The organism is Mesorhizobium sp. AR10, from assembly GCF_024746795.1.
Taxonomy (GTDB): domain Bacteria; phylum Pseudomonadota; class Alphaproteobacteria; order Rhizobiales; family Rhizobiaceae; genus Mesorhizobium.
The window spans coordinates 1,855,332-1,876,892 of sequence record NZ_CP080524.1; the positions used below are offsets into that span (position 1 = coordinate 1,855,332).

The window sequence follows — 21,561 nt, forward strand, 5'->3', positions numbered from 1 at the left end:
CGGTGTGGGGATGCCCCCCAGAAGGGGGGGCACCCCGCCTCTGCCGCTAGTTCGACTCGGGGCTGCTACATCTTCATTGGTCCCGGCACCATCTTGGTCGGCGCTTCCGGCATCGGGAACGAGTAGTTGTCGCATGTCACGTTAGGGTTCGTCGGGCTGAACACTCCGTTTGGGTTGTCCTTGAACCAGGCGTGGAGATCGTAGTGGTGGAACTCCCTCGGGATCAGCGGATAGTGCCCCTCCATTGGCCCCATGAATGTCTGTCCAAAGAGTTCCGGTGGCGCCTTGGTGTCGGGTGTCAAGGGCACGAGCCATTCCACGCCGACCAGGCGCAAGCCGCCATCGACCGGCTCATAGATCAGGACATTGGGGCGCATCGGATCGACTGTCGGGCCGATGCTGGGGACGTTGACGAAATGAATGCCCATGGCGCCCTTCGGATATTCCATCGTTCCGGGTATCTTTTCTCCGGTGTAGGAGACACATCCGACCGTCGACAGATAGAGGTCGCGAATGGCGGCCGTGTAGTCTTCATACTTGGCCAGCGATTTTTTCAGGGCGTCGATCTCGGCCTTGTTGGGTTCGGCGGCCTGAGCTGCGGCCGCGGCCAGACAGGCGAGGCCTGTCAAAGCAAGGATACTGCGACGCCCAGGGTGAGTTGTTTTCGTCATGCATTCCTCCCAGATTTCTTTTCTGGCCGTGCAAGACCGAGGCGGCAACCATGCTGACTGCGCGGCCGAAAATGTATCGCCTCATCCCCGTTGGAACTGCGTCGATGCTAATCCTTTCCACTGCTTGGGAAAAGCAACCCTCATGATCTAGGCCGAGCAGGCCCTTGGTCAGGGAAGAGACAAAACGACCAGAACCGGAACAGGTTCGCGGTCAGCGTTATTTCGGAGAGCTGCAAAGGTCAGGGTCTTTCCCCACCTGGCGGGACTTGAAAACCAGATGGCTTCCTGCGCCCTGGCTTTGCTTGGCCCGACCTAGCGCCGCCCCAGCAGGCTCTTCATCCGGTTGCGCAGGATGCGCGCCATGTTGCGGGTCTCGCGATAGAGGTGAAGCTGCGATGCGGCCTGGCGGGCGAGGCGGTCGGCGTCCGGCGTCAACCCAATGACCAGCGAGCCGATCGGCTTGCGCTCGCTCCACAGCCGGCTCATCACCGGATGGTCGGGCACGGCGCAGGAATCGGTCCTCATGATGTTGGGGTCGTCGAGATGCTGCCTGGTCACCTCGATCATCAGCAGCGTGCCTGGTGAATAGACAGAGAGCGTCTCGTCATAGGCGGTCTTCCAGGTGTAGGCGACGCCGGCTTCGACGAAGACGACCAGGCAAGCGATGGTGCGGCCGTCGAGCGTCAGCGAATGGATGCGGCACAAATCCTGCTCGGCCAGCCGGTGCACGGCCTCGCGGGCGAAGGCGGCGCGGTAGCGGTCGATCGCCATGGCGGTGCGCTCGCGGCCCTTCCAGCCGGCCGCCTCGAGCGTCAGGAAGCTTTCGATGGCGTGGCGGATTTCCTCCGGCCCGCGCGCCACAAAATGTTCCAGTTTGCCAAGATCGGCGAGCCGTCGCTTCAGCCGGCGGAACTCGCGATAATGGTGCGAGCGCAGCGAGGCCTTGAGGTACTCGTCGCCATCGAGTTCACTTTCAAGGAACGGGCGGTCGGCCTTGCCGGTGGTGACCATCGTCAGGCCGCGCGTCTCTGCGACGGTGGCGAGCAGGCTTGCCACAGCGCCGTCGAGCCGCATGTCGGGCAGCACGAAGACTTTCGGCAGCTTGAGATGCGGCCGCGACAGCATGGCGAAGAAATCCTCGATGACACCGACCGGGTCGTCGCGGTCGACCAGTGGCGTGCCGATCGGGCCGAACGGGCTCGACCATGTGCGCATGACGGGAACGCCCAGCGGCACTGCCGGCTTTTCCACCGAGAACGGCACCAGCAGGCGCAGACGGTTGCGGTATTCGTCGCCGTCGCGGATCACTGCCAGCCGCACCTCGCGGTCTTCCAGCCTCGGCATGGCCGGGGCCAGGAAGCGCGGGTTGAAGAACACGTTGGGCTCGACCGTGCGGACGCAGAGATAGTCCAGTTCCTCGACCAGATCGAAGCCGGCGGAAGCCGGATAGATTGCCAGTTTGCGCTCAGGCCGGTTGTTGGCCAGGATCTCGATATGGGCCGGATCGGCGTCGCTTGCCAGCCCGGCGAGGCCGGACACCATGGCGCCGGCCGGGCCGCCGCTGGTTTCTTCGAGCAACGGGACGGCGGCCATCAGGCGTCTCCCCTGGCGGCGGGCACGAAGATGAGCATGACGATGCCGAGCTTGCGCCAGACGGTGAAGGACAGCGCGCTGGCCTCGAAGATCATGGCGAAGCTGGTGGCAATGGCTGCGCCCCACAGGCCGAAAAGCGGGATCAGCACCACGTTGAGGCCGATGTTGAAGGCCAGCGTCATGGCATAGACGGCGGCGCAGATGTTCTGGTTGCCGCTCATGGTGAGCAGGCTTTCGCAAGGGCCGACGGCGGCGCGGGCGACGACGCCGAACACCAGCAGGAACAGCAGCGGGTAGCCGGCGGTGAATTCGGGGCCGAACAGTGTCAGCATCGGCTGCCCCAATGCCAGCACCAGCAGCGCCATCAGCAGCGACGGCCAGAAGGTCCATGACACCGTCTCGCGGGCGAAGGCAGCGAGTTTTTCCGGCTCGCCATGGGTGAACTGCGCGTAACGCTGGGCGACGCCGGCCTTGACGGCGAAATAGACGAAATGCACCAGCGCCAGCGTCTTGACCGTGGCGAAATAGACGGCGACGTCGTTGGGGGCCATATAGGCGCCGACCATCAGCACGTCGGCGTTGGTGAGCAGGAAGAAAAAGCTCTCGACCAGGAAGATCGGCAGCGACACGATGAACCACTGTGCAAAATGCACCTTCATCGGCCCGGCCGGGATCTTCTTGTCCATGCGCGCCGTGACGCCGATGAGTTGACCGAGCGTGGTGGCATAGGTGGCGGCGATCGAGGCGAAGATCGCGGTCTTGGCATCGGGCGCGTAGCCGACCAGCAGCAACAGTGCCATGAACCCCAGGATCAGCACCGGCCGTACCAGATAGGTCGGCGACAGCGCAAACAGCGCCCATGAGTTGGCCCGTGACAATCCTTGCAAAAGGTCGCCCATCGCGATCATCGGCAGGCAGATGACGCCGAGGATGAACGGCACGACATAGTAGTTTTCGATAAAGGGCGAAAACAGCCAGACGCCGAGCGCGCCGAGCCCCGCGATCAGCGTCGAGGCGATCAGCACGAACAGGCGGCTTGCCACCACGATGCCGCGCAATTCGTCCATCAGGCCGCGCTCGCTGTATTCGGGGATGAAGCGGATGACCGAGGTGTGGAAACCGAGGCAGGCAAGGTTGCCGACGATGACCATCGTCACCCAGACGAGGACAAAAATGCCGTATTCGAACGAGCCCATCCAGCGCGCCATCAGCACCTGGCTGACGAAGGCGATGACGGCGCTGACGATGCGGATGGAAAAGGCGATGAGCGACATGCGGCCGGCCTCGCCGCGCTCGTCGGCGGTGAACAGCACGGCGTCGATGAGGCCAAGCAGCGGCTTCATGCGCAGCGCAAGGCGCTGCGGCAAGAACCGCCCGGCTGTCGTCGCCGCGGAAAAGCGCACTCCGATTGTTCTCCGTTTTCCGCCTCTTTTTCAGGTTTTGGTCTATCCAAAACACATTAAGAAACGGTTGGGTGGGCTTTCCTTCTCCCCGCCTACATTCCCTTCATCGCATCACACGACACGTTCGGGTTCATGTCGGCGAAGGTGCCGGTCGGGTTCTGTTTCCAGGCCCAGACATGCAGCTCGTAGAACGGCCCGAGGCCGTAGCGATTGGGGGCGCTGTTGAAGTTGAACAGCTGTCCGCCGAGCGAGGCCGGGCCTTTCGAGGTGATGTATTCGACCGCCACCAGCTTCAGCGTGCCGTCGGCCATCGGTTCATACATCACCGCCTCGGGCTTGGCGACATCGACGGCATCGTCCTTGAGATAGGTGGGGTTGACGTAGTGAATGCCCATGGCGCCGCCGGTGATGCCGCTGGCGCAAGGGATGGGGGCATAGCCTTCGGCGGTCGCCGCCGAGACATTTTCGAAACGGCTGTTGGCTGTCCGCACCATGTCGGCCAGCGGATTGCTGCCAGCAGCCTGAGCGGCAGTGGCCGCGAGCGACAGGACGGCCAGGGTAGCGAAGCGTCGGGTCCAAAGAGTTGTGGTCATGATCGTTCCATTCATTGTTGATGACGCGACGGGGAGGTCCACGGCCGGGCGTGTTTCGATGCTGCGGCGTCGGGTTGGATGTCGCGGGACGGAACCCGTCCGTCCCGGTATGCAGGCCGCGGTCACGCGACCTTGCAGTTTGCTTCGCTTCGTCCAGCGAAATCACTAGTTGCCCCACCAGTAATATTGCCAGTATTCCCGCTGGATATCGCGCTCCGAAAGCCCGATATCGCGCCTCAGATAATCGTCTTGCGCGGGCAATCGCCGGCGCCTGACGTGCAGATGCGAAGGCAGGTTCGACGCGAACCGCCATAGACGGCCGAGCAGGCCGGCGTTTCCCACGCCAGACGTGGGTTGACCGACCGGCAGGCCATCGGGCAGTTCGCCATTGCCGCGAAGGGCAGTTTGATGCTCATCGACGTGCTCTCGATCAACGATAAAAGTAAGGCTCAAGGACCCGCACCTCCGTGATCTTGTCGACAGGCAGCGAATTCTTCTGGGCGGTGCTGCGGATCGCCTCGGGGGAGGGTGAGTCGTAGATGCAGAAGCTGCGCTTCTTGTCCGGCGAAACGAAGGATTGCACCCAGGTGACACCTTTTTCGGCGTTGCGCATGATGACGCCGCCCAGCGCATCGGCGCCGATGTCGGTCATCGGCACGTTGAGGCCGTCCGGAAATGTGCGTTCAACCAGATAGCGAGGCATGGGAAGGCTTCCTTTTTCCATTGGTTCACGCTCGATCTGAGCGCGAGTGGATAATGACCACGCTCGCCAAGGGCGCGCATCGGAGCCATTCCCCATATTTCGGGGGACGATCCCCTATGTTGGCAGCGTTTGTGATCGGGATCACATTGGTGGACTCCGACCCTGGGGTAGTCTTGGCGGGCGCATCGCGAACCCCGCCTTGCCGGCAAACCGTGAGCGAATGACCATGCTTCTGGAACGGCAGACACAGCTGGAGCAACTGGATGGCCTTCTGGTGGAGGCGGCACGCGGACGTGGTCGCGTCGCAGCTCTGGCGGGAGAGGCGGGCGCCGGCAAGACCGCGCTTGTCGAGGCCTTCATCGACCGCGTCGGGCCAGGCGCACGCATATTGCGCAGCGCCTGCGAGGATCTGTCGATACCAGATCCGCTCGGGCCGCTTTACGATCTCGCCCGGGAGGCCCAGTGGGCGCTGCCGCAAGCGATCGACAACCTGCAGGGGCAAAGACTGCCGTTGTTTTCCGATGCGCTCGAGATCTTCGAGACAAAGGCACAGCCTAGCCTGCTGGTGATCGAGGACCTGCACTGGGCCGATGACGCGACGCTGGATTTTGTCCGCTTTCTCGGCCGGCGCATCGTCAACACCCATATTCTGCTGCTGGTGACGGCGCGCAACGACCGCAGCGACGCACAGATGCGCGTGCGCCGCGCACTGGGCGAAATCCCGGCAAGCAGCGTCGCGCGCATCGACGTACCGCTGCTCAGCGAGGCAGCGGTGTTGTCGCTGGCTGGTGCCGCGGGCCGCGATGGCGACGCCATTTACCGGGCCACGGCCGGCAACGCCTTTTTCGTCACCGAACTTTTGTGCGCCGAAAACGAAACGGCGCTGCCGGCAAGCGTGCGCGACGCCGTACTGGCTCGGGCCGAGCGGCTGTCGGTCGGCGCCCGCTCGATGCTCGACGCGGTGTCGGTGTTTCCACGGCGGGCCGACGCCTGGGCCTTGCAGGGCCTGTGTGGCGTGGCCAGCGCCGGCCAGCTGGCGGAGTGCGTCTCGGCCGGTTTGCTGGAAGATATGGGTGACGGCTATGCCTTCCGGCACGAAATCGCCCGGCGAGCCGTGGAAATGATGCTGACGACGACCCACAGGCGGCAATTCAACCAGCGCGCGCTGGCTGCCCTGCTTGAAAACGGCGATGTTTCCGCCGGCCGCCTGGTGCATCATGCGGTGGAGGCCCACAATCTGGAGGCCGTCCGCGAACTGGCGCCGATCGCCGCACGGGAGGCGTCGCGTGTCGGCGCGCATCGCGATGCCGTTGGATATTATGAGGTCGCCCTGCGGCAGGCCGACAGCCTGCCAATGGAAAACCGAGCGGCGCTCTACGAGAAATATGCTTTCGAGTGCCACCTCATCGGCCGGATCGACGAGGCCATCGAAGCGCAGGGCCATGCGCGCCTGCTGCATCAGGCTCAAGGGAACAAGGCGAAGGAAGGGGACAGCCTCAGATGGCTGTCGCGCTTGGCCTATCTCACAGGCGACCGCAAGGCCGCCGACGTGTTCGGCGAGCAGGCGGTCGCGCTGCTGGAAACCGTGCCGGCCGGTGCCGAACTAGCCATGGCTTATTCCAATCTCTCGCAACTGGCGATGCTGGCCGAGAAGCTGGACGAGACGCTGATGCTTGGCGAGAAGGCCGTCTCCCTTGCCGAGGCCATGAACAGGCCCGATATCGTCTGCCACGCGCTCAACAACATCGGCGCCGCCGAGCAATGGCTGGATCTGGCAAGTGGGCGGCTGCACCTCGCCCGCAGCCTGGAGATCGCGCTCGAGCAGAATTTTCAGGAGCATGCGGCGCGCGCCTTCACCAACAGCGCCTGCAGCGAGATGAATCAGCTGCGCTTCAACGAGGCGCAGGCCTTTCTCGATCGTGGCATCGACTATTGCGTCGAAAACGACCTTGTCACCTGGCGCGACTATATGCGTGGCGTGCTGGCGCAGCTGCTGCTACGGCAGGGACGTTGGGAGGAGGCCGCCACCGAGGCGCTCGACGTGCTCTCCAGTGGTCAGGCGGCTTTGCTGGTCCGCTATCCCGCCGTGGTGGCACTGGCAAAACTGAGGATGCGGCATGGGGATCCTGCAGCCGAACCATTGTTTGCGGAAATGACGCAGTTTCTGGAAAAGGGAACGGAGTTGCCGCGACTGGTGCCCTACGCGGCGCTGATGGCCGAGCAGGCGTGGCTTGGGCAGGCGGACAACGACGAAGCGCTGCAGCTGATCGACCTTGCCGAGAACCTGTCGCCGACACGCGCGGTTTTCGGGGAGCTGGCCACATGGCGGCAGCTGCTGGCTCCGGGCAGGGACCCCGGCGATACATCAGGCATGGCCGCGCCCTACCGGCTGCTCCTGGATGGCGACTGGCGGGCAGCGGCGGCACTTTGGGCCGACCTGAACGCCCCCTATGAACGCGGGCTTGCGCTTGCCCAGGGCGATGAGCCGGCGCAGCGTTCGGCGCTGGAAATTTTCGAGAGCCTCGGCGCCAGGCCCGTTGCCCAACACGTGCGCGAGATGATGCGGCGCAACGGCGTCAATCACATTGCAAGGGGCCCGCGCCGCACGACGCGCGCCAATCAGGCCGGTCTGACCCAGCGCCAGATGGAAGTGCTGCAGCTGATCGAACGCGGCTTCTCCAACAAGCGGATTGCCGAGCACCTGACCATTTCACCAAAGACCGTCGATCACCACGTCTCGGCGGTGCTGGGCAAGCTGGAGGCCGTTTCGCGCGGCGAAGCCACCGCAGCGGCGCGCGATTCAGGGCTGATCTGAAAACGCCTGTCTTCGACCTGGAGCGGCTTTTGCGCGTCCGAAAAGAGGCGCGCGGCGGCTCTTACGCAAACGCCCCGTGGCAATGCTTGTATTTCTTGCCTGAGCCGCAGGGGCAGGCCTCGTTGCGACCGACCTTGCCCCAGCTCGCGGGATTGTTCGGGTCGCGGTTCTCGGGAGCGACGATGGCGTTGCTCTCCTGACGGACCAGCAAAGCGGTCTCGCCGCCGCCAAAATCGTCCTCGCCGGTCGAGCCGTCGATATGGCTGCCGAACATTTCGGGCGCCTCGGGCGGCGGGGCTTCGGCTGCCTGGCGAACCAGTTCGACGCGCATCAGCTGCGCGGTGACGGCCTGGCGCAGATTGCCCAGCATCGCCTGGAACATCTCGAACGCCTCGCCCTTGTATTCCTGCAGCGGGTCGCGCTGGGCATAGCCGCGGAAGCCGACGACCGAGCGCAGATGGTCGAGGTTGACGATGTGCTCGCGCCACAGATGGTCGAGGGACTGCAGCACCACCGAACGCTCGACATAGGTCATCACATCGGGACCGAAGCGCTCTGCGCGCTCTTTTGCGGCGGTATCGGCAGCCTGGGTGATGCGGTCGCGGATATCGTCCTCGGCGATGCCCTCTTCCTTGACCCACTCTTCGACCGGCAGGTCGAGATTGAGGAATTCGGCGACCTCGGCCTTGAGGCCGGCGACGTTCCACTGCTCGGCATAGGCGTTTTCGGGAATGGCCTTGGCGACGATCTCATCGATGACGCCTTCGCGCATTTCGGCGATGGTTTCCGAAAGCCCCTCGCCGTCCATCAGCTCGATGCGCTGCTCGAACACCACCTTGCGCTGGTCGTTCGACACATCGTCGTATTTCAACAGGTTCTTGCGGATGTCGAAGTTGCGCGCCTCGACCTTCTTCTGCGCCTTTTCCAGCGCCTTGTTGATCCAGGGATGGATGATCGCCTCGTCTTCCTTGAGGCCGAGCTTCTGCAGCATGCCGTCCATGCGCTCAGAGCCGAAGATGCGCATCAGGTCGTCCTGCAGCGACAGGAAGAATTTCGAGCGGCCGGGATCGCCCTGGCGGCCGGAGCGTCCGCGCAGCTGGTTGTCGATGCGGCGCGATTCGTGGCGTTCGGTGGCCAGCACGTAAAGGCCGCCGGCTGCAAGCGCCTTCTCCTTCAGCCGCTGCACATCCTCGCGGATTTCCTTTTCCTTCGCCTCGCGCTCGGGGCCGGCCGGCATGTCGCCAAGCTCGTCGATGATGCGCATGTCGGCGTTACCGCCGAGCTGGATGTCGGTGCCGCGGCCGGCCATGTTGGTGGCGATGGTGATGGCGCCGGGCTTGCCGGCCTGGGCGACGATGGCCGCTTCGCGCTCGTGGTGGCGGGCGTTCAGCACCTCGAAGTTCTTGAAACCGTCCTTGCGCAGGCGCTCGGCCAGCTGCTCGGATTTTTCAATCGACGTCGTGCCGACCAGCGTCGGCTGGCCCTTGGCGCTCGCCTCCCTGATCTCCTTGACGATCGCCTTGTATTTTTCCTCGACGGTCCGGTAGACCTCGTCGTCCTCGTCCTTGCGGATGACCGGCAGATTGGTCGGGATCTCGGTGACGTCGAGATTGTAGATGTTGCCGAACTCCTCGGCCTCGGTCAGCGCCGTGCCGGTCATGCCGGCGAGCTTCTTGTAGAGGCGGAAATAGTTCTGGAAGGTGACGGAAGCGAGCGTCTGGTTCTCCGGCTGGATCGTCACGTGCTCCTTGGCCTCGAGCGCCTGGTGCAGGCCTTCCGAATAGCGGCGGCCGGGCATCATGCGGCCGGTGAACTCGTCGATGATGACGATCTCGTCATTGCGGACGATGTAGTCCTTGTCCCTCTGGAACAGCCGGTGCGCCTTCAGCGCATTGTTGACGTGATGGACGATGGCGACGTTCTCGACGTCGTAGAGCGACTCGCCCTTCAGCAGGCCGGCATCGCGCAGCAGGTTCTCCAGCTTCTCGGTGCCTTCCTCGGTGAAGATCGAGGTCTTCTGCTTCTCGTCGATCTCATAGTCCTGAGGCTGCAGCTGGATGATGAAGGCGTCGATGGTGTTGTACATTTCCGAACGGTCCTCGAGCGGACCGGAAATGATCAGCGGCGTGCGTGCCTCGTCGACCAGAATGGAATCGACTTCGTCGACGATCGCGTAATTGTGTCCGCGCTGCACCATCTGGGCGCGCTCGAACTTCATGTTGTCGCGCAGATAGTCGAAGCCGAGCTCGTTGTTGGTGGCGTAGGTGACGTCGGCGGCGTAGGCGGCGCTGCGCTCCTCGTCGGAGAGGCCGTGGACGATGACGCCGACGCTGAGGCCGAGGAACTTGTAGACGCGGCCCATCCATTCGGAGTCGCGGGTAGCCAGATAGTCGTTGACGGTGACCACGTGGACGCCTTTGCCGGCCAGTGCATTGAGATAGACGGGCAGCGTGGCGACCAGGGTCTTGCCTTCGCCGGTACGCATCTCGGCGATGCCGCCATTGTGCAGCACCATGCCGCCGATCAGCTGCACGTCGAACGGGCGCATGCCGAGCACGCGGCGTGCCGCCTCGCGCACTGTGGCGAATGCCGGCACCAGCAGATCTTCGAGAGTGGCGCCGTTGGCGATGTCCTGGCGGAATTTCTCGGTGCGGGCGACAAGCTCGGCGTCAGAGAGCGCCCGCATCTCGTTTTCCATGGCATTGATCGCCTCGACACGCGGCCGGGTTGACTTGACCCGACGGTCGTTGGAGGAACCGAAAACCTTACGGGCGAGACCGCCGAGACTGACCATCCAATGGTCCTTTCGATAGCATTCTTAATCATTGCGACGGCGCCGGCCGGCCCCATCAAATCCACGTGATACGCAGACAAACACAAAAAGCGCCCGGAAAACGGTTCTGGACGCAAAGTCGATGGACAGATAAGAGGGGGCTCAACTGATGTCAACGCCGTGCTCGTCCTGCGGGTCGCGCCAAATTCCGCCACAATCTGGCTGATCTGGAAGCCCTTCCCGCTCTCGCAATCCCCCATCGGAGTCATCTTAATGTCCTTATTGTTCCGCCGTGCGTCGCTCGCCAGCCTTGGTCTGGCATTCGGCCTGTCGGCCCTGTCGCTGTCGCCGCTGATGGCGCAGGAAGCTGCCCCCGCCCAACCGGCCGCACCCGCGCCGGCCGCCGCACCGGTCGATCCGAACGCCGTTGTCGCCACGATCAATGGTCAGACGCTGACCGAGGCAGACCTTGTGCTTGCCGAGGGCGAGCTGTCGCAGCAATTCTCGCAGCTGCCGGCCGAACAGCGCCGTGCCGCCGCCCTTTCGGCGGCCATCGAGATCCGCCTCATGGCCGCCCAGGCGGTCACCACCGGCCTCGACAAGGACCCTGACTTCCAGCGTCGCATGGCATTCCTGCAGCAGCGCGCCCTGCATGGCGAACTGGTCGAGAAGGGTGTCGTCGACAAGGTCACCGATGCCGAGGTCCGCGCCCGCTACGACCAGGAAATCGCCAACACGCCGCCCGTCAACGAGGTGCATGCCCGTCACATCCTCGTGAAGACGAAGGAAGAGGCCGAGGCGATCATCAAGCAGCTCGACGGCGGCGCCGATTTCCAGAAACTCGCCAACGAGCACACCAGCGATCCCTCAGGCAAGACCAGTGGCGGCGATCTCGGCTGGTTCGGACCTGGCCAGATGGTGCCGGAATTCGACAAGGTTGCCTTCGCGCTCGAGGTCGGCAAATACACCAAGGAGCCGGTGCAGTCGCAGTTCGGCTGGCACGTCATCAAGGTCGAGGACAAGCGCGTCAAGCAGCCGCCGGCCTTCGACGACGTCAAGGATCAGGCCAAGCAGGCGGTCATCCGCGACAAGTATTTTACGCTGGTCAAGTCGCTGCGCGCTGCCGCCAAGGTCGAAATTCCGGATGAGACCTTGAAGAAGGCGGTCGACACGATGGAAAGCGCCAAATAGGCAGTCCAACTTAAGCGCGTCGCATTGAAACGGGTTCGGTCGACGCGCTTTAAGTCTTTGTTTTTATAAATGTCGTTGCACTAGACAGGGCGTCGCACGGCGCCCTGTCTACTTTGGATCTTGCGCATGATCCCATTCCGAACCTGCGGTTCGGGGTTATGCACTACCTATAGTGGGTCGAGGCCTTGAACGAGGCCGGGTCATCGGCGGCGAGTGCGCCGGAGAACTCCGGGATCCGCACCAAGAGCATCATCGCCCAGAACAGCGGCCAGTCCGTCCAGCGGCAAAAATCCTTGCCCACCGCTTGTGCGGTCTGCCGGTTTTCCTTGAACGATGTCGCCACGGCGCGAACGGCCAAGCCGATCCTTGAAAGATGGTTCTTCCTGCGCAGCAGCATCCGCGCAAACTGATAGCCCTTGTTGCGCCTGACATCCCAGATGAACCCCAGGCCCTCATAGGCGTGGATCGAGACTGCGCCGGTGGCAACCTCCATCGCGACGCCGTCGCGAAGCATTGCGTGCTGGCGCAGATGCGAGCTGACGAAGGGACCGTGATTGGCCTCGAAGCGATAGCGCTCGAGCACTGGCCGCCGGTAAAGCGCGCCATTGTTGCTGGCATGGATAACCTGGCCATGCCGGTTGCGGCGCTCGATGAAGCCGCGGTCGAGCAGTGACATCACCCTTTTCATCATGGTCTCTTCGCCGTAGCTGGTCCGCCCCGAAACCGCGTCGAGCTTCGGGTTCTTCTCGAAGGTTTCGTGGAGGGCTTCCAGCCACCCCGGCCGCGGCAGGCAATCGGCCTCGACCACCGCAACGAGGTCATACCGGCAGTGTGCCAGGGCCGCGTCCTTCAGCTGGGAGGATTCGTCGCTGTCATGCGTGGCAACGATCACCAACGGGCACAGGAATGCGGCCTTGCCGGAGAGATCGGCTTCGATCCCGGAAGTATGGCCGCGCGGCAACATGATGACGATTTCGCCCGGGACGCCTCGCTCATCCTGCGCATAGGCCCGCAGCGATCGACGCAGCTCGTCGTCGCCATCCGCCGTCAGATAGTCGGAAACCATGATCAGGCTAATGGGCAGAACTGTGGTGGATATGCTCTCGGACAAGCCCGCTCCCCCTTGGCGATCATCAACGATTGCGAGTGATGCCTCGCATCACATAACCGACCTCGGCGTGCATTGCCACCTCGTCTTCTTCGATGGCGATTGGTCAAGAGATGCGCCCAGAAGCGTCGCCGACGATTCGGCGCTTATTTCGTCGCTTCCGAGGTTTCCGATGCAATGCGCCAGTCGCCATCGGTCCTGACCAGCGCCAGCGTAACCCGCGCCTTGCCTGTCAGGCGGGATGCCGATTTGTCCTTCGGCACATAATCATAGGCCATGGCGAAAACCGCGTCGGCGCGATCCTCGCTGTGCGGCGTTACCTGCAGGCTGCCGGGCTCGAGACTGAACGACCATGATGCAAATTGTGCGAACCAGTCGGTCTTGAGCTTGACGATGGCGTCCGCGTCATAGCGCGTGCCGAAGATGGTGGCGGAGGGGCCGTAGAGCCGCTTGACGGTGTCGCTCATCGCTTGCGTGTCCGGCGCCAGATATTGCCGGCGCAGGAAAGTCTCGATCGAGCCCTTGTCGCCGACGGAGCGTTCAAGGGCTGCGACTTGTGTCGAGGGTGCTGGGTCGACAGCCGGCCTGGCCTCCGCGACAGGTTCTCCACTGGGCACGAACTCGAACCGTTCGAGCAGCGAGCCTTGCTCCCATGGGCGCTGCGACTCGCGCGTTTCGGACACCACGTCGCGGCGCACCGCTATCATCATGTCGTTGATGCTCTGCCCAGGCTCGGCGATGTGCCGCAAGAGTGCGGCGGCGAAGGGCGAATTGCGTCCCGTACCGTCCATCGCCACAGCACCGGGCGCGGTCGAGAAAGCGATGAACGAGCCGCGCGTCGTATCGAACTGTGCAAGGCCGGCGAGAGCGGTGGCCGAGCGGGTGGTGGCGTTGCGGCTGAGACTACGCGCGAAGGGGTTGTTGCGGCAGGCATCGAGAAACACCAGGCTGACCTTGGTCTGCTGCTCCATGATGTCGAGAACTTCATCGATCGGCACGGCTTCGAGCCGCAGCCTGACCGGCATGTCGAGCCTGGCATCGACCGGCACGATGAAGTTGCGCCCGTCGACCTGCAGGCCGTGTCCGGCATAGTAGAAAAGCCCAACGCCGGCGCCTTCCAGCGCATCGGAAAATTCGCCGATCTTGCGTTCAAGCTCGCGCTTGCCGAGATCATTGCCTTCGATGACCTCGAAACCGATGCTGCGAAGCTTGTCGGCGATGTCGAGTGCATCGTTGGCCGGATTGGCCAGGGTGCCGGCTTCGGCATAGGTGCCGTTGCCGATGACCAGCGCCACGCGCCTTTCTGGTTGCGCATCGGCGCTCAGGAGCAAAAGCCCCAGAAACGCCAACGAAAAGATGATCAGCCTGCCCATGGAGTTGGATATAACTCCACTGGGCACGACGGTGGCAACAAATTTGAGTTGTGATGAATCAGGGCTAGCGTGCGGCCATCGAAACGCCCTTGCGCCGGCGCCCTGTATCGGGCAAACCGGCGTTCCTTTCGCGATTTTCCCGCCCGAGGCCCCCATGTCCGCAACGATTTCGCCGCTCGCGCCGAAGAAATATCCCAAAATGCCTGTCATCGAGGGCGTGCGCATCGCCACCGCCGAGGCCGGGATAAAGTACAAGAACCGCACCGATCTGCTGGCCATGGTCTTCGACGCCGGCACCACGGTCGCCGGCGTGTTCACCAAGTCGAAATGTCCGTCGGCGCCGGTCGATTTCTGCCGGCAGAATCTGGGGGCGGGCAAGGCGCGCGTGCTGGTCGTCAATTCCGGCAACGCCAATGCCTTCACCGGCAAGAAGGGCCGCGCGTCCACCGCATTGACCGGCGAAGCGGCGGCCAAGGCTGCGGGCTGTAAGCCAGGCGACGTGTTCCTGGCCTCCACCGGCGTCATCGGCGAGCCGCTCGATACAGGTAAATTCAGCCATCTGCTCGCCGGGCTGGTCAAGGACGGCAGGCCGGAGCTGTGGACCGAGGCTGCCAAGGCCATCATGACCACCGACACCTATCCGAAAGTGGCAACCGCGACGGTGAAGCTTGGCGACACCGATGTCACCATCAACGGCATCGCCAAGGGCGCCGGCATGATCGCGCCCGACATGGCGACGATGCTTTCCTTCATCGCCACCGATGCGCCGATCGCCGCCCCAGTGCTGCAGGACCTTTTGTCGCGCGGCACGGCCAAGACCTTCAACGCGGTCACCGTCGACAGCGACACCTCGACCAGCGATACGCTGCTGATCTTCGCCACCGGCGCGGCTGCCAAGCGCGGCGCGCCGGCAATCAGCGACCCCAAGGATGCGCGCCTCGGCGCGTTTCGCCGTGCGCTTGGCAAGGTGCTGAAATCGCTGGCGCTGCAGGTGGTTCGCGATGGCGAGGGGGCCCGCAAGCAGGTCGAAGTGACCGTCACCGGCGCGAAGTCGGCCCGCTCGGCCAAGCGCATCGCGCTGTCCATTGCCAATTCGCCGCTGGTCAAGACGGCGGTCGCCGGCGAGGACGCCAATTGGGGCCGTGTCGTCATGGCCGTCGGCAAGGCCGGTGAACCCGCCGACCGCGACCTTCTGTCGATCTGGTTCGGCGACAACCGGCTGGCGCATGAAGGCGAACGCGACGCTTCCTATTCCGAAGCGGCGACATCGGCCTATATGAAGCGCGACGAGATCCGCATCCGCGCCGATATCGGCATCGGCCGCGGCAAGGCGACGGTGTGGACCTGCGATCTCACCAAGGAATATGTCGCCATCAACGGCGATTATCGGAGCTGATAGCGTTGGTTTCCAGACATCCAGCAAGCGTGCTCGCGACCGTGCGCCGCTACGAGGCGGCCGGCTTTCGCGCCTGGCCGGCGGCGGCCGTCCATTATGATGGCACCTGGGTGGTGCGGCTGACGGCCGGCCATCCGGCCAAGCGGCTGAACTCGGTCAATCCGCTCGATCCGGGCGATATCCAGCACATCCCCGAACGCATCGGCCGTGCCAGCCGTCGTTTCGATGCCTATGGCAGGCCGTTGACCTTCCGCATCTCGCCGCTGTCGGGCCTCGATCTTTCGAACCATCTCGACAGTGAAGGCTGGAGCACCTTCGACGAATCGCTGGTGATGCGGCTGCCGCTGGCGGACGCCCAACTCGACGGCGCCATGGACCAGATCCCGCTGAAGGACATCAGCCGCTTCATCGGCGCGTCGCTCAAGGTCAGCGGTTCGGACGTGTCGCTGCGGCCGGGCCTGTCGGAGATCATCGGCGCCATTCAGCCCGAGGCCGGGCTTTTTGCGCTCGAGGAAGGTGTCGAACCGTTGGCGACGCTGATCTGCGTCCACGACGGCGATCTCGCCGGACTGTTCGAGGTCGCTACCGACAAGTCGGCGCGCAACAAGGGCCATGGCCGCAACCTCATCCTGTCGGCGTTGAAATGGGCACGGCTGCGCGGCGCGCGGGAAGCCTGGCTGCAGGTAGAGGCCGTCAACAAGCCGGCGCTGGCGCTTTATCATTCGCTCGGGTTCAACGAAGTCTATCGCTATCACTATCGCCGGCCGCCCGGGGCATGACCGGCTCGAACCCCGCTGGCAAGCGCCTGCTACTCGTCGCGGCCTGTGCGCTGGTAGATGCCGATGGACGCGTGCTGCTGGCCCAGCGGCCCGAAGGCAAACAGCTCGCCGGCCTGTGGGAGTTTCCAGGCGGCAAGGTCGAGCCCGGCGAGACGCCGGAACAGTGCCTGATCCGCGAACTGCACGAGGAGATCGGAATCGAGACCGAGATTCCATGCCTGGCGCCGCTCACCTTCGCCAGCCATTCCTACGATGATTTTCACCTGCTGATGCCGCTGTTCGTCTGCCGCCGCTTCCGCGGTATAGCGCAGCCCAGGGAAGGCCAGGCGCTGAAATGGGTGCGGCCGCGGCAGATGCGCGACTATCCGATGCCGCCGGCCGATGCGCCGCTTGTCCAGTTCCTCATCGATCTGCTGTGATCCGTCCGTCCAAGCAGCGTTAATGGAAGATTTATCTTGCCGTGAAAAATTGAGGGAAGGCCTTATCCGGGCCGATTCGCTGGGGAGCGATTGCATGAGCCTCGACAAGGACTGGGACTCGATCCGGCCCGACCGTAGCCGCGCCGCCGATGCCGGCATGGGCATACTGCGCCTCACGCTGCTGTTCGGCTCAGCCGCGGTGGCGCTGGCCCTGATCGCTACCCCCTTGCTCGACAGCCAGATGCGGTCGCAATCCAGCCGCGACGGTCTTGACACGATGAGCACCGGCTCGATCGGCCATCGCGACACCTATACGCTGCGCAGAAGCGTGCTGCAGCCGCAGCCCAGTTCGATCTGCGTGATACGCGCCAACGGCACGCGCAGCGGCGATTGCTGAAGACAAAGTCAACAAAGCCTTAGTCCATTTTTAACGAAGGCCTTGTTTCACCGCCCGTTAAGCTTGTGCCGTTAACCTTTCTTAATTGGTCGACGCTATGGTCCTGGCATGAGGGATCGACGATCATGAAACCACTGCTGCAACGATTCTTGGAAGACGAAACAGGCGCCACGGCCATCGAATACGGCCTTATCGTCGCCGTGCTGTCGCTTGCCATCGTTGGTGGCATCGGCAAGGCTGCCGATGCGATCCAGTGGCTGTTCGCCGACAACAATAGCAAGCTTGCGAACGCCTTCGCGCAGCACTGATCACAAGACGGCCACGTGATGTGGGGTCCGTTCAGCGCCGTTCGGGGCTTTCCAATATCGCCTTGAGCGATACTTTGGCCGAGCCCGGCTTCAGCGGCTTTTGCTGCGAGGCGTCGGGAGCCCAGCCGGACATCCACACGATCGAGAAACTCGCCCTGACACGGCCGTCGGCGTCCGAAAACCGTTCGCCATAGATTTCGGCGGCGCGGGCAAACAGCCTTCGCGTGCCCGGCCGCCTGCTGCGGTCGACGAGTGCGCTGGTTTCGCCCATGGCTCGCAGATCGGCGATCAGGCCAAACAGGCTGTCGTAGCGCACCGTCACCGTCTCGACATCGGTGACCGGCAGAGCCATGCCGGCGCGTTGCAGAAGTGCGCCTGCGTCGCGCACGTCGGTGAACGGAATGACGCGCGGGCTGGCGCCACCATAAAGTTCGGTCTCGGCGGCGAGCAGGCTTTCGCGCAATTCAAAGAGCGTGCCGGCGCCGGCAAAAGCACCGAGGAAAAGCCCGTCGGGCCGCAGCGCACGGCGAATCTGCACCAGCATGCCGGGAATGTCGTTCATTGCCTGCAGCGACAAGAGAGACACGACGAGGTCGAGGCTTTCCGGCTCGAACGGCACGGTTTCCAGCGGCGCCACCTGTCCTGGTCCGCCATCCAGAAACGCCGCGTCTGCCTCGACGCGCGCAATGTCTGCCACCTTGCCGCTTTCGGCGAGCACGTCGGCTGCGGCCGGCGTCTGGCAAAACAGCACGGCCGCCTTGCCGAATTTACGCTCGACCGCGCCCAGCCGGTCGGCAAGATCATCGGCAGTGCGGCGCATAAGGAAATCAGTGCCGCCAACAGGGCGCGCCAGGGCCCGGCGCTTGCGCGCCAGCCAGAGCGGGGTGTCGATTATGGGCTGCAACGATGAGTTCCTGTTTATCCGCACCGATCATGTGGTGTTATAGTGGCACGGAGACCAACCACGTGGCCGATCCCATGCCAGAGATCAAGAGTATTGCTCGAAGGGCATTGGATTGGTCGGCGCGCATCCTGTTTCCGCCGGTCTGCGCCGGCTGCCGCCGCCACGTCTCTCAACCGGGCGTGCTGTGCGGCACCTGCTGGCCGAAGCTCAGGCTGCTGGAGCGGCCATGGTGTGCGGTGATGGGCACGCCGTTTACCCACGACATGGGCGAGGGGTTCCTGTCCGCCGAAGCGATTGCCGACCCGCCGCCCTTCGACCGCGCGCGGGCGGCAGTGGCCTATTCGGGTGTCGCCCGCCAGATGGTGCAAGGGCTGAAGTACCAGGACCGCACGGATCTCGCGCCCTGGATGGCGCGCTGGATGCTGCGCGCCGGCGCCGAGTTGATCGCCGAGGCCGATGTGGTCGTGCCGGTGCCGCTGCATTGGCGGCGCTTTTTCCGGCGACAATTCAACCAGTCGGCCGAACTCGCAAGGGCGGTGTCGCAGCTCAGCGGCTTGCCTTTCTCGCCGCTGGCGGTCAGGCGCGTGAAGCTCACCCGCCAGCAGGTCGGGTTGGAGCGGCAGGAACGCGACGAGAATGTGCGCGCCGCCTTCCGCGTGCCCAATGAGGCGGAAATCCAGATCGCCGGCCGACGGGTGCTGCTGATCGACGATGTCTACACCACCGGCGCCACTGTGCGCGCGGTCACCAAGGCGCTGAAGAAGGGCGGTGCCGGTGCGGTCGACGTGCTGACTTTTGCGCGTGTGCTGCCGGGGGACTTTCGGGCCGACGAGTCCGCGACTATATAAGTCAGGATGTTGTTTTTGTGCATGTCGTTATCCCAGAACCGCTGCGCACTTCTGGGCGACATGCATAGCAGGATTGCTGACCGATGATCGATGTGACGATCTACACTCGGATGATGTGCGGCTATTGCGTGGCAGCCAAGCGGCTGCTCGAGCGCAAGGGCATCGCCTACACCGAGCACGACGCCTCCTTTTCGCCGGAACTGCGCCAGGAGATGATTTCCCGCGCGCATGGCCGCTCGACCTTTCCGCAGATTTTCATCGGCGACACGCATGTCGGCGGCTCCGACGATCTCCATGAACTGGAGGCCGAGGGCCGGCTGGACAGACTGCTCGCCAACGGTTCGACGACGTAAGGACAAGACCATGGGTGCTTTCAAGGCGGCGGCGATCCAGATGCGTTCGGGCGAGAGCCCGGAGCGCAACGCGGTCGATCTCGAGCGATTGGTGCGCGAGGCCGCTGGCTTGGGCGCGACCTATATCCAGACGCCGGAAATGACCGGTGCGCTGATCCGCGACAAGGAAGCCCGAGCCGCCTCTTTCACTTCCGAGGACAAGGACATCATTGTCTCCACCGCGCGCAAGCTAGCCAAGGAACTCGGCATCTTCCTGCATATCGGCTCGACCGCCATCCTGCGCGCCGACAGCAAGCTTGCCAATCGTGCGCTGCTGTTTGGGCCGGATGGCGCCACGATTGCCGTCTACGACAAGATCCACATGTTCGACGTCGATCTCGACAATGGCGAGAGCTGGCGCGAGTCCGCCGCCTATGAGCCCGGCACCGAGGCGGTCGTCACCGAAATCGGCGGCGCAAAGCTCGGCTTTGCCGTCTGCTACGATCTGCGCTTTCCGCAATTGTTCCGCGCCGAGGCGCTGGCCGGCGCCGATGTGCTTTCAGTGCCTGCCGCCTTCACCCGGCAGACCGGCGAGGCGCACTGGCATGTCCTGTTGCGGGCACGGGCCATCGAGAACGGCGCCCATGTCGTCGCCGCCGCCCAGGGCGGACTGCACGAGGACGGCCGTGAGACCTATGGCCATTCGCTGATCGTCGATCCGTGGGGCCGCATCATCGCCGAGGCCGCGCATGACGAACCTGCGGTGATCGTTGCCGAGATCGACCCGGCGCAGTCGCTTGCCGCGCGCAAGAAGATTCCCAATCTCAAGAATGCGCGGGATTTTGCCGTCAACGCCGGATCGGGCGAGGCGCCGCGTCTCAGGGGTGCGGCCTCGTGATCCGATTTTCCCTGATCTGCGAGCATGAGCACGAGTTTGAAGGCTGGTTTCGCAGCAACGACGATTTCGACACCCAGAAGAAGCGTGGCTTCGTCGATTGCCCGAACTGCGGCTCGCACAAGGTCGAGAAGGCGCTGATGGCGCCGGCGGTCTCCACTGGGCGCAAACAGGAAAAGATCGCGCTCGCCATGGGCGAGGCGCAAAAGCAGGCCTTGGCGCAATTGAAGGCCATGGCCGAGAAGGTGCGCGAGAACGCCGACTATGTCGGCGACAAGTTCGCCGAGGAAGCGCGCAAGATCCATTTCGGCGAAAGCGATCCGCGCGGCATCTATGGCGAGGCGACGGTTGACGAGGCCAAGAGCCTTGCCGAGGACGGCGTCGAGTTCATGCCGATTCCGAGCTTTCCCGACGACCGCAACTGAGCGGCCCAGCATTTCTTTTGTTTGACCATGATCTTGTCCGAAAACCGGTTTCCACTTTTCGGGATCATGGTCAGCTCGCGCTCCCGATCAATTTCTCGAGCAGGCGCGCGAGCGTCTCTTGTTCCGCGCGCGTCAGGCCAGAGAGTATCTCGTGCTCGTTGGCAACGTGAGCGGCGACCGCCTCGTTGATCAATGTGAGACCCTTGCCGGTCAGTTGCACCACCACTCCGCGCCGATCGCTGGGATGCGGCCCGCGCATGATCAATCCAGCCTTCTCAAGTCGATCGAGCCGGTTTGTCATGGCACCTGACGTCACCATCGTCGCTTCGTAGAGCGCGGTCGGCGTCAGCGCGTAGGGCGATCCGGAACGGCGCAGCGTCGCCAGCACGTCGAACTCCCCGGACTGCAGCCCGAAACGGGCAAACAGCGGCGTCAGGTGCTCTCGTGCGATCAACGACGAGGCTTCGCTCAACCGTCCAAGCACGGCCATCGGAGACACATCCAGATCCGGCCGTTCTCTTTTCCACTGCTCGATCGCCTTTGCTGCGCGATCCATTTATCTCACCGTTAAATATCTTGACGTTAAGAATCTTCGTATTATTTTACCTCAAGATGCAAAGCGGACCAAGAGCCGC

The 21,561-nt window shown here is 63.6% G+C and carries 22 protein-coding genes; 11 read left to right on the forward strand and 11 right to left on the reverse strand.

Going from position 1 to position 21,561, the window contains the following annotated elements; all coding sequences use genetic code 11:
* Positions 1–65: 65 nt before the first annotated feature.
* From LHFGNBLO_RS12500 to LHFGNBLO_RS12525, 6 genes are all read right to left on the reverse strand, one after another.
* Positions 66–671, reverse strand: a complete 606-nt coding sequence (locus LHFGNBLO_RS12500) for a hypothetical protein (RefSeq protein WP_258607630.1) — start codon at positions 669–671, stop codon at positions 66–68.
* A 312-nt stretch (positions 672–983) separates the two neighbouring features.
* Positions 984–2,264, reverse strand: a complete 1,281-nt coding sequence (locus tag LHFGNBLO_RS12505) for a GNAT family N-acetyltransferase (protein ID WP_258607632.1) — start codon at positions 2,262–2,264, stop codon at positions 984–986.
* Positions 2,264–3,667 (reverse strand): lipopolysaccharide biosynthesis protein, encoded by a 1,404-nt coding sequence (locus LHFGNBLO_RS12510; RefSeq protein WP_258607634.1) that lies wholly within the window; start codon positions 3,665–3,667, stop codon positions 2,264–2,266. The genes LHFGNBLO_RS12505 and LHFGNBLO_RS12510 overlap by 1 nt, the downstream gene beginning before the upstream one ends.
* A gap of 92 nt (positions 3,668–3,759) precedes the next feature.
* Positions 3,760–4,260, reverse strand: coding sequence for a hypothetical protein (locus LHFGNBLO_RS12515; RefSeq protein ID WP_258607636.1), 501 nt, complete (start codon positions 4,258–4,260; stop codon positions 3,760–3,762).
* A 165-nt stretch (positions 4,261–4,425) separates the two neighbouring features.
* Positions 4,426–4,713: a hypothetical protein gene (locus LHFGNBLO_RS12520; RefSeq protein WP_258607644.1), complete on the reverse strand. Its 288-nt coding sequence runs from the start codon at positions 4,711–4,713 to the stop codon at positions 4,426–4,428.
* Positions 4,691–4,963: a DUF4242 domain-containing protein gene (locus tag LHFGNBLO_RS12525; RefSeq protein WP_258607645.1), complete on the reverse strand. Its 273-nt coding sequence runs from the start codon at positions 4,961–4,963 to the stop codon at positions 4,691–4,693. Before LHFGNBLO_RS12525 ends, LHFGNBLO_RS12520 begins: the two co-directional genes overlap by 23 nt.
* Positions 4,964–5,183: 220 nt before the next feature.
* Here LHFGNBLO_RS12525 and LHFGNBLO_RS12530 point away from each other — a divergent pair, with 220 nt between their 5' ends.
* Positions 5,184–7,778 (forward strand): helix-turn-helix transcriptional regulator, encoded by a 2,595-nt coding sequence (locus LHFGNBLO_RS12530; RefSeq protein ID WP_258607652.1) that lies wholly within the window; start codon positions 5,184–5,186, stop codon positions 7,776–7,778.
* 61 nt (positions 7,779–7,839) lie between these two features.
* Here LHFGNBLO_RS12530 and secA read toward each other — a convergent pair whose 3' ends face one another.
* Positions 7,840–10,572, reverse strand: coding sequence for a preprotein translocase subunit SecA (secA, locus tag LHFGNBLO_RS12535; protein ID WP_258607657.1), 2,733 nt, complete (start codon positions 10,570–10,572; stop codon positions 7,840–7,842).
* Positions 10,573–10,824: 252 nt separating this feature from the next.
* Between secA and LHFGNBLO_RS12540 the strand changes: the two genes are divergently transcribed.
* Entirely contained in the window at positions 10,825–11,742 is a 918-nt protein-coding gene (locus tag LHFGNBLO_RS12540) for a peptidylprolyl isomerase (protein WP_258607659.1), read from the forward strand.
* A gap of 163 nt (positions 11,743–11,905) precedes the next feature.
* On the opposite strand, the gene LHFGNBLO_RS12545 is transcribed toward LHFGNBLO_RS12540, so the two are convergent.
* Together LHFGNBLO_RS12545 and LHFGNBLO_RS12550 are read right to left on the reverse strand one after the other, a co-directional pair.
* Positions 11,906–12,853, reverse strand: a complete 948-nt coding sequence (locus LHFGNBLO_RS12545) for a glycosyltransferase (protein WP_258607661.1) — start codon at positions 12,851–12,853, stop codon at positions 11,906–11,908.
* Between the two features lie 143 nt (positions 12,854–12,996).
* A complete protein-coding gene (locus LHFGNBLO_RS12550) occupies positions 12,997–14,223 on the reverse strand; it encodes a caspase family protein (protein WP_258607663.1) in 1,227 nt (408 codons plus the stop codon).
* 154 nt (positions 14,224–14,377) lie between these two features.
* Between LHFGNBLO_RS12550 and argJ the strand changes: the two genes are divergently transcribed.
* From argJ to LHFGNBLO_RS12575, 5 genes are all read left to right on the forward strand, one after another.
* Entirely contained in the window at positions 14,378–15,619 is a 1,242-nt protein-coding gene (gene argJ / locus LHFGNBLO_RS12555; protein ID WP_258607667.1) for a bifunctional glutamate N-acetyltransferase/amino-acid acetyltransferase ArgJ, read from the forward strand.
* 5 nt (positions 15,620–15,624) lie between these two features.
* Positions 15,625–16,398, forward strand: coding sequence for a GNAT family N-acetyltransferase (locus LHFGNBLO_RS12560; RefSeq protein WP_258607669.1), 774 nt, complete (start codon positions 15,625–15,627; stop codon positions 16,396–16,398).
* Positions 16,395–16,817, forward strand: coding sequence for a (deoxy)nucleoside triphosphate pyrophosphohydrolase (locus tag LHFGNBLO_RS12565; protein ID WP_258607671.1), 423 nt, complete (start codon positions 16,395–16,397; stop codon positions 16,815–16,817). Before LHFGNBLO_RS12560 ends, LHFGNBLO_RS12565 begins: the two co-directional genes overlap by 4 nt.
* Before the next feature lie 94 nt (positions 16,818–16,911).
* Entirely contained in the window at positions 16,912–17,214 is a 303-nt protein-coding gene (locus LHFGNBLO_RS12570; RefSeq protein ID WP_258607684.1) for a hypothetical protein, read from the forward strand.
* Positions 17,215–17,339: 125 nt separating this feature from the next.
* Positions 17,340–17,522: a Flp family type IVb pilin gene (locus LHFGNBLO_RS12575; RefSeq protein ID WP_258607686.1), complete on the forward strand. Its 183-nt coding sequence runs from the start codon at positions 17,340–17,342 to the stop codon at positions 17,520–17,522.
* Between the two features lie 31 nt (positions 17,523–17,553).
* Here LHFGNBLO_RS12575 and LHFGNBLO_RS12580 read toward each other — a convergent pair whose 3' ends face one another.
* Positions 17,554–18,426 (reverse strand): methyltransferase domain-containing protein, encoded by an 873-nt coding sequence (locus LHFGNBLO_RS12580; RefSeq protein WP_258607688.1) that lies wholly within the window; start codon positions 18,424–18,426, stop codon positions 17,554–17,556.
* Positions 18,427–18,488: 62 nt separating this feature from the next.
* On the opposite strand from LHFGNBLO_RS12580, the gene LHFGNBLO_RS12585 reads away from it, so the two are divergent.
* The 4 genes from LHFGNBLO_RS12585 to LHFGNBLO_RS12600 all read left to right on the forward strand — a co-directional run bounded on the left by LHFGNBLO_RS12585 (position 18,489) and on the right by LHFGNBLO_RS12600 (position 20,926).
* A complete protein-coding gene (locus LHFGNBLO_RS12585; protein ID WP_258607690.1) occupies positions 18,489–19,274 on the forward strand; it encodes a ComF family protein in 786 nt (261 codons plus the stop codon).
* A gap of 83 nt (positions 19,275–19,357) precedes the next feature.
* Positions 19,358–19,627: a glutaredoxin 3 gene (grxC, locus tag LHFGNBLO_RS12590; protein WP_258607692.1), complete on the forward strand. Its 270-nt coding sequence runs from the start codon at positions 19,358–19,360 to the stop codon at positions 19,625–19,627.
* 10 nt (positions 19,628–19,637) lie between these two features.
* A complete protein-coding gene (locus LHFGNBLO_RS12595) occupies positions 19,638–20,504 on the forward strand; it encodes a carbon-nitrogen hydrolase family protein (RefSeq protein WP_258607694.1) in 867 nt (288 codons plus the stop codon).
* Positions 20,501–20,926, forward strand: a complete 426-nt coding sequence (locus LHFGNBLO_RS12600; protein WP_258607696.1) for a DUF1178 family protein — start codon at positions 20,501–20,503, stop codon at positions 20,924–20,926. Before LHFGNBLO_RS12595 ends, LHFGNBLO_RS12600 begins: the two co-directional genes overlap by 4 nt.
* Before the next feature lie 70 nt (positions 20,927–20,996).
* Here the strand turns inward: LHFGNBLO_RS12600 and LHFGNBLO_RS12605 are convergent, their stop codons facing one another.
* Entirely contained in the window at positions 20,997–21,482 is a 486-nt protein-coding gene (locus LHFGNBLO_RS12605) for a MarR family winged helix-turn-helix transcriptional regulator (protein WP_258607698.1), read from the reverse strand.
* Between the last annotated feature and the right edge of the window lie 79 nt (positions 21,483–21,561).

Bases quoted from the DNA above. Each gene is read 5' to 3' on its own strand.
- LHFGNBLO_RS12500 (WP_258607630.1), bottom strand. From the start codon at position 671: ATGACGAAAACAACTCACCCTGGGCGTCGCAGTATCCTTGCTTTGACA.
- LHFGNBLO_RS12505 (WP_258607632.1), bottom strand. From the start codon at position 2,264: ATGGCCGCCGTCCCGTTGCTCGAAGAAACCAGCGGCGGCCCGGCCGGC.
- LHFGNBLO_RS12515 (WP_258607636.1), bottom strand. From the start codon at position 4,260: ATGACCACAACTCTTTGGACCCGACGCTTCGCTACCCTGGCCGTCCTG.
- LHFGNBLO_RS12525 (WP_258607645.1), bottom strand. From the start codon at position 4,963: ATGCCTCGCTATCTGGTTGAACGCACATTTCCGGACGGCCTCAACGTG.
- LHFGNBLO_RS12530 (WP_258607652.1), top strand. From the start codon at position 5,184: ATGACCATGCTTCTGGAACGGCAGACACAGCTGGAGCAACTGGATGGC.
- secA (WP_258607657.1), bottom strand. From the start codon at position 10,572: ATGGTCAGTCTCGGCGGTCTCGCCCGTAAGGTTTTCGGTTCCTCCAAC.
- LHFGNBLO_RS12540 (WP_258607659.1), top strand. From the start codon at position 10,825: ATGTCCTTATTGTTCCGCCGTGCGTCGCTCGCCAGCCTTGGTCTGGCA.
- LHFGNBLO_RS12550 (WP_258607663.1), bottom strand. From the start codon at position 14,223: ATGGGCAGGCTGATCATCTTTTCGTTGGCGTTTCTGGGGCTTTTGCTC.
- argJ (WP_258607667.1), top strand. From the start codon at position 14,378: ATGTCCGCAACGATTTCGCCGCTCGCGCCGAAGAAATATCCCAAAATG.
- LHFGNBLO_RS12565 (WP_258607671.1), top strand. From the start codon at position 16,395: ATGACCGGCTCGAACCCCGCTGGCAAGCGCCTGCTACTCGTCGCGGCC.
- LHFGNBLO_RS12570 (WP_258607684.1), top strand. From the start codon at position 16,912: ATGAGCCTCGACAAGGACTGGGACTCGATCCGGCCCGACCGTAGCCGC.
- LHFGNBLO_RS12575 (WP_258607686.1), top strand. From the start codon at position 17,340: ATGAAACCACTGCTGCAACGATTCTTGGAAGACGAAACAGGCGCCACG.
- grxC (WP_258607692.1), top strand. From the start codon at position 19,358: ATGATCGATGTGACGATCTACACTCGGATGATGTGCGGCTATTGCGTG.
- LHFGNBLO_RS12595 (WP_258607694.1), top strand. From the start codon at position 19,638: ATGGGTGCTTTCAAGGCGGCGGCGATCCAGATGCGTTCGGGCGAGAGC.
- LHFGNBLO_RS12605 (WP_258607698.1), bottom strand. From the start codon at position 21,482: ATGGATCGCGCAGCAAAGGCGATCGAGCAGTGGAAAAGAGAACGGCCG.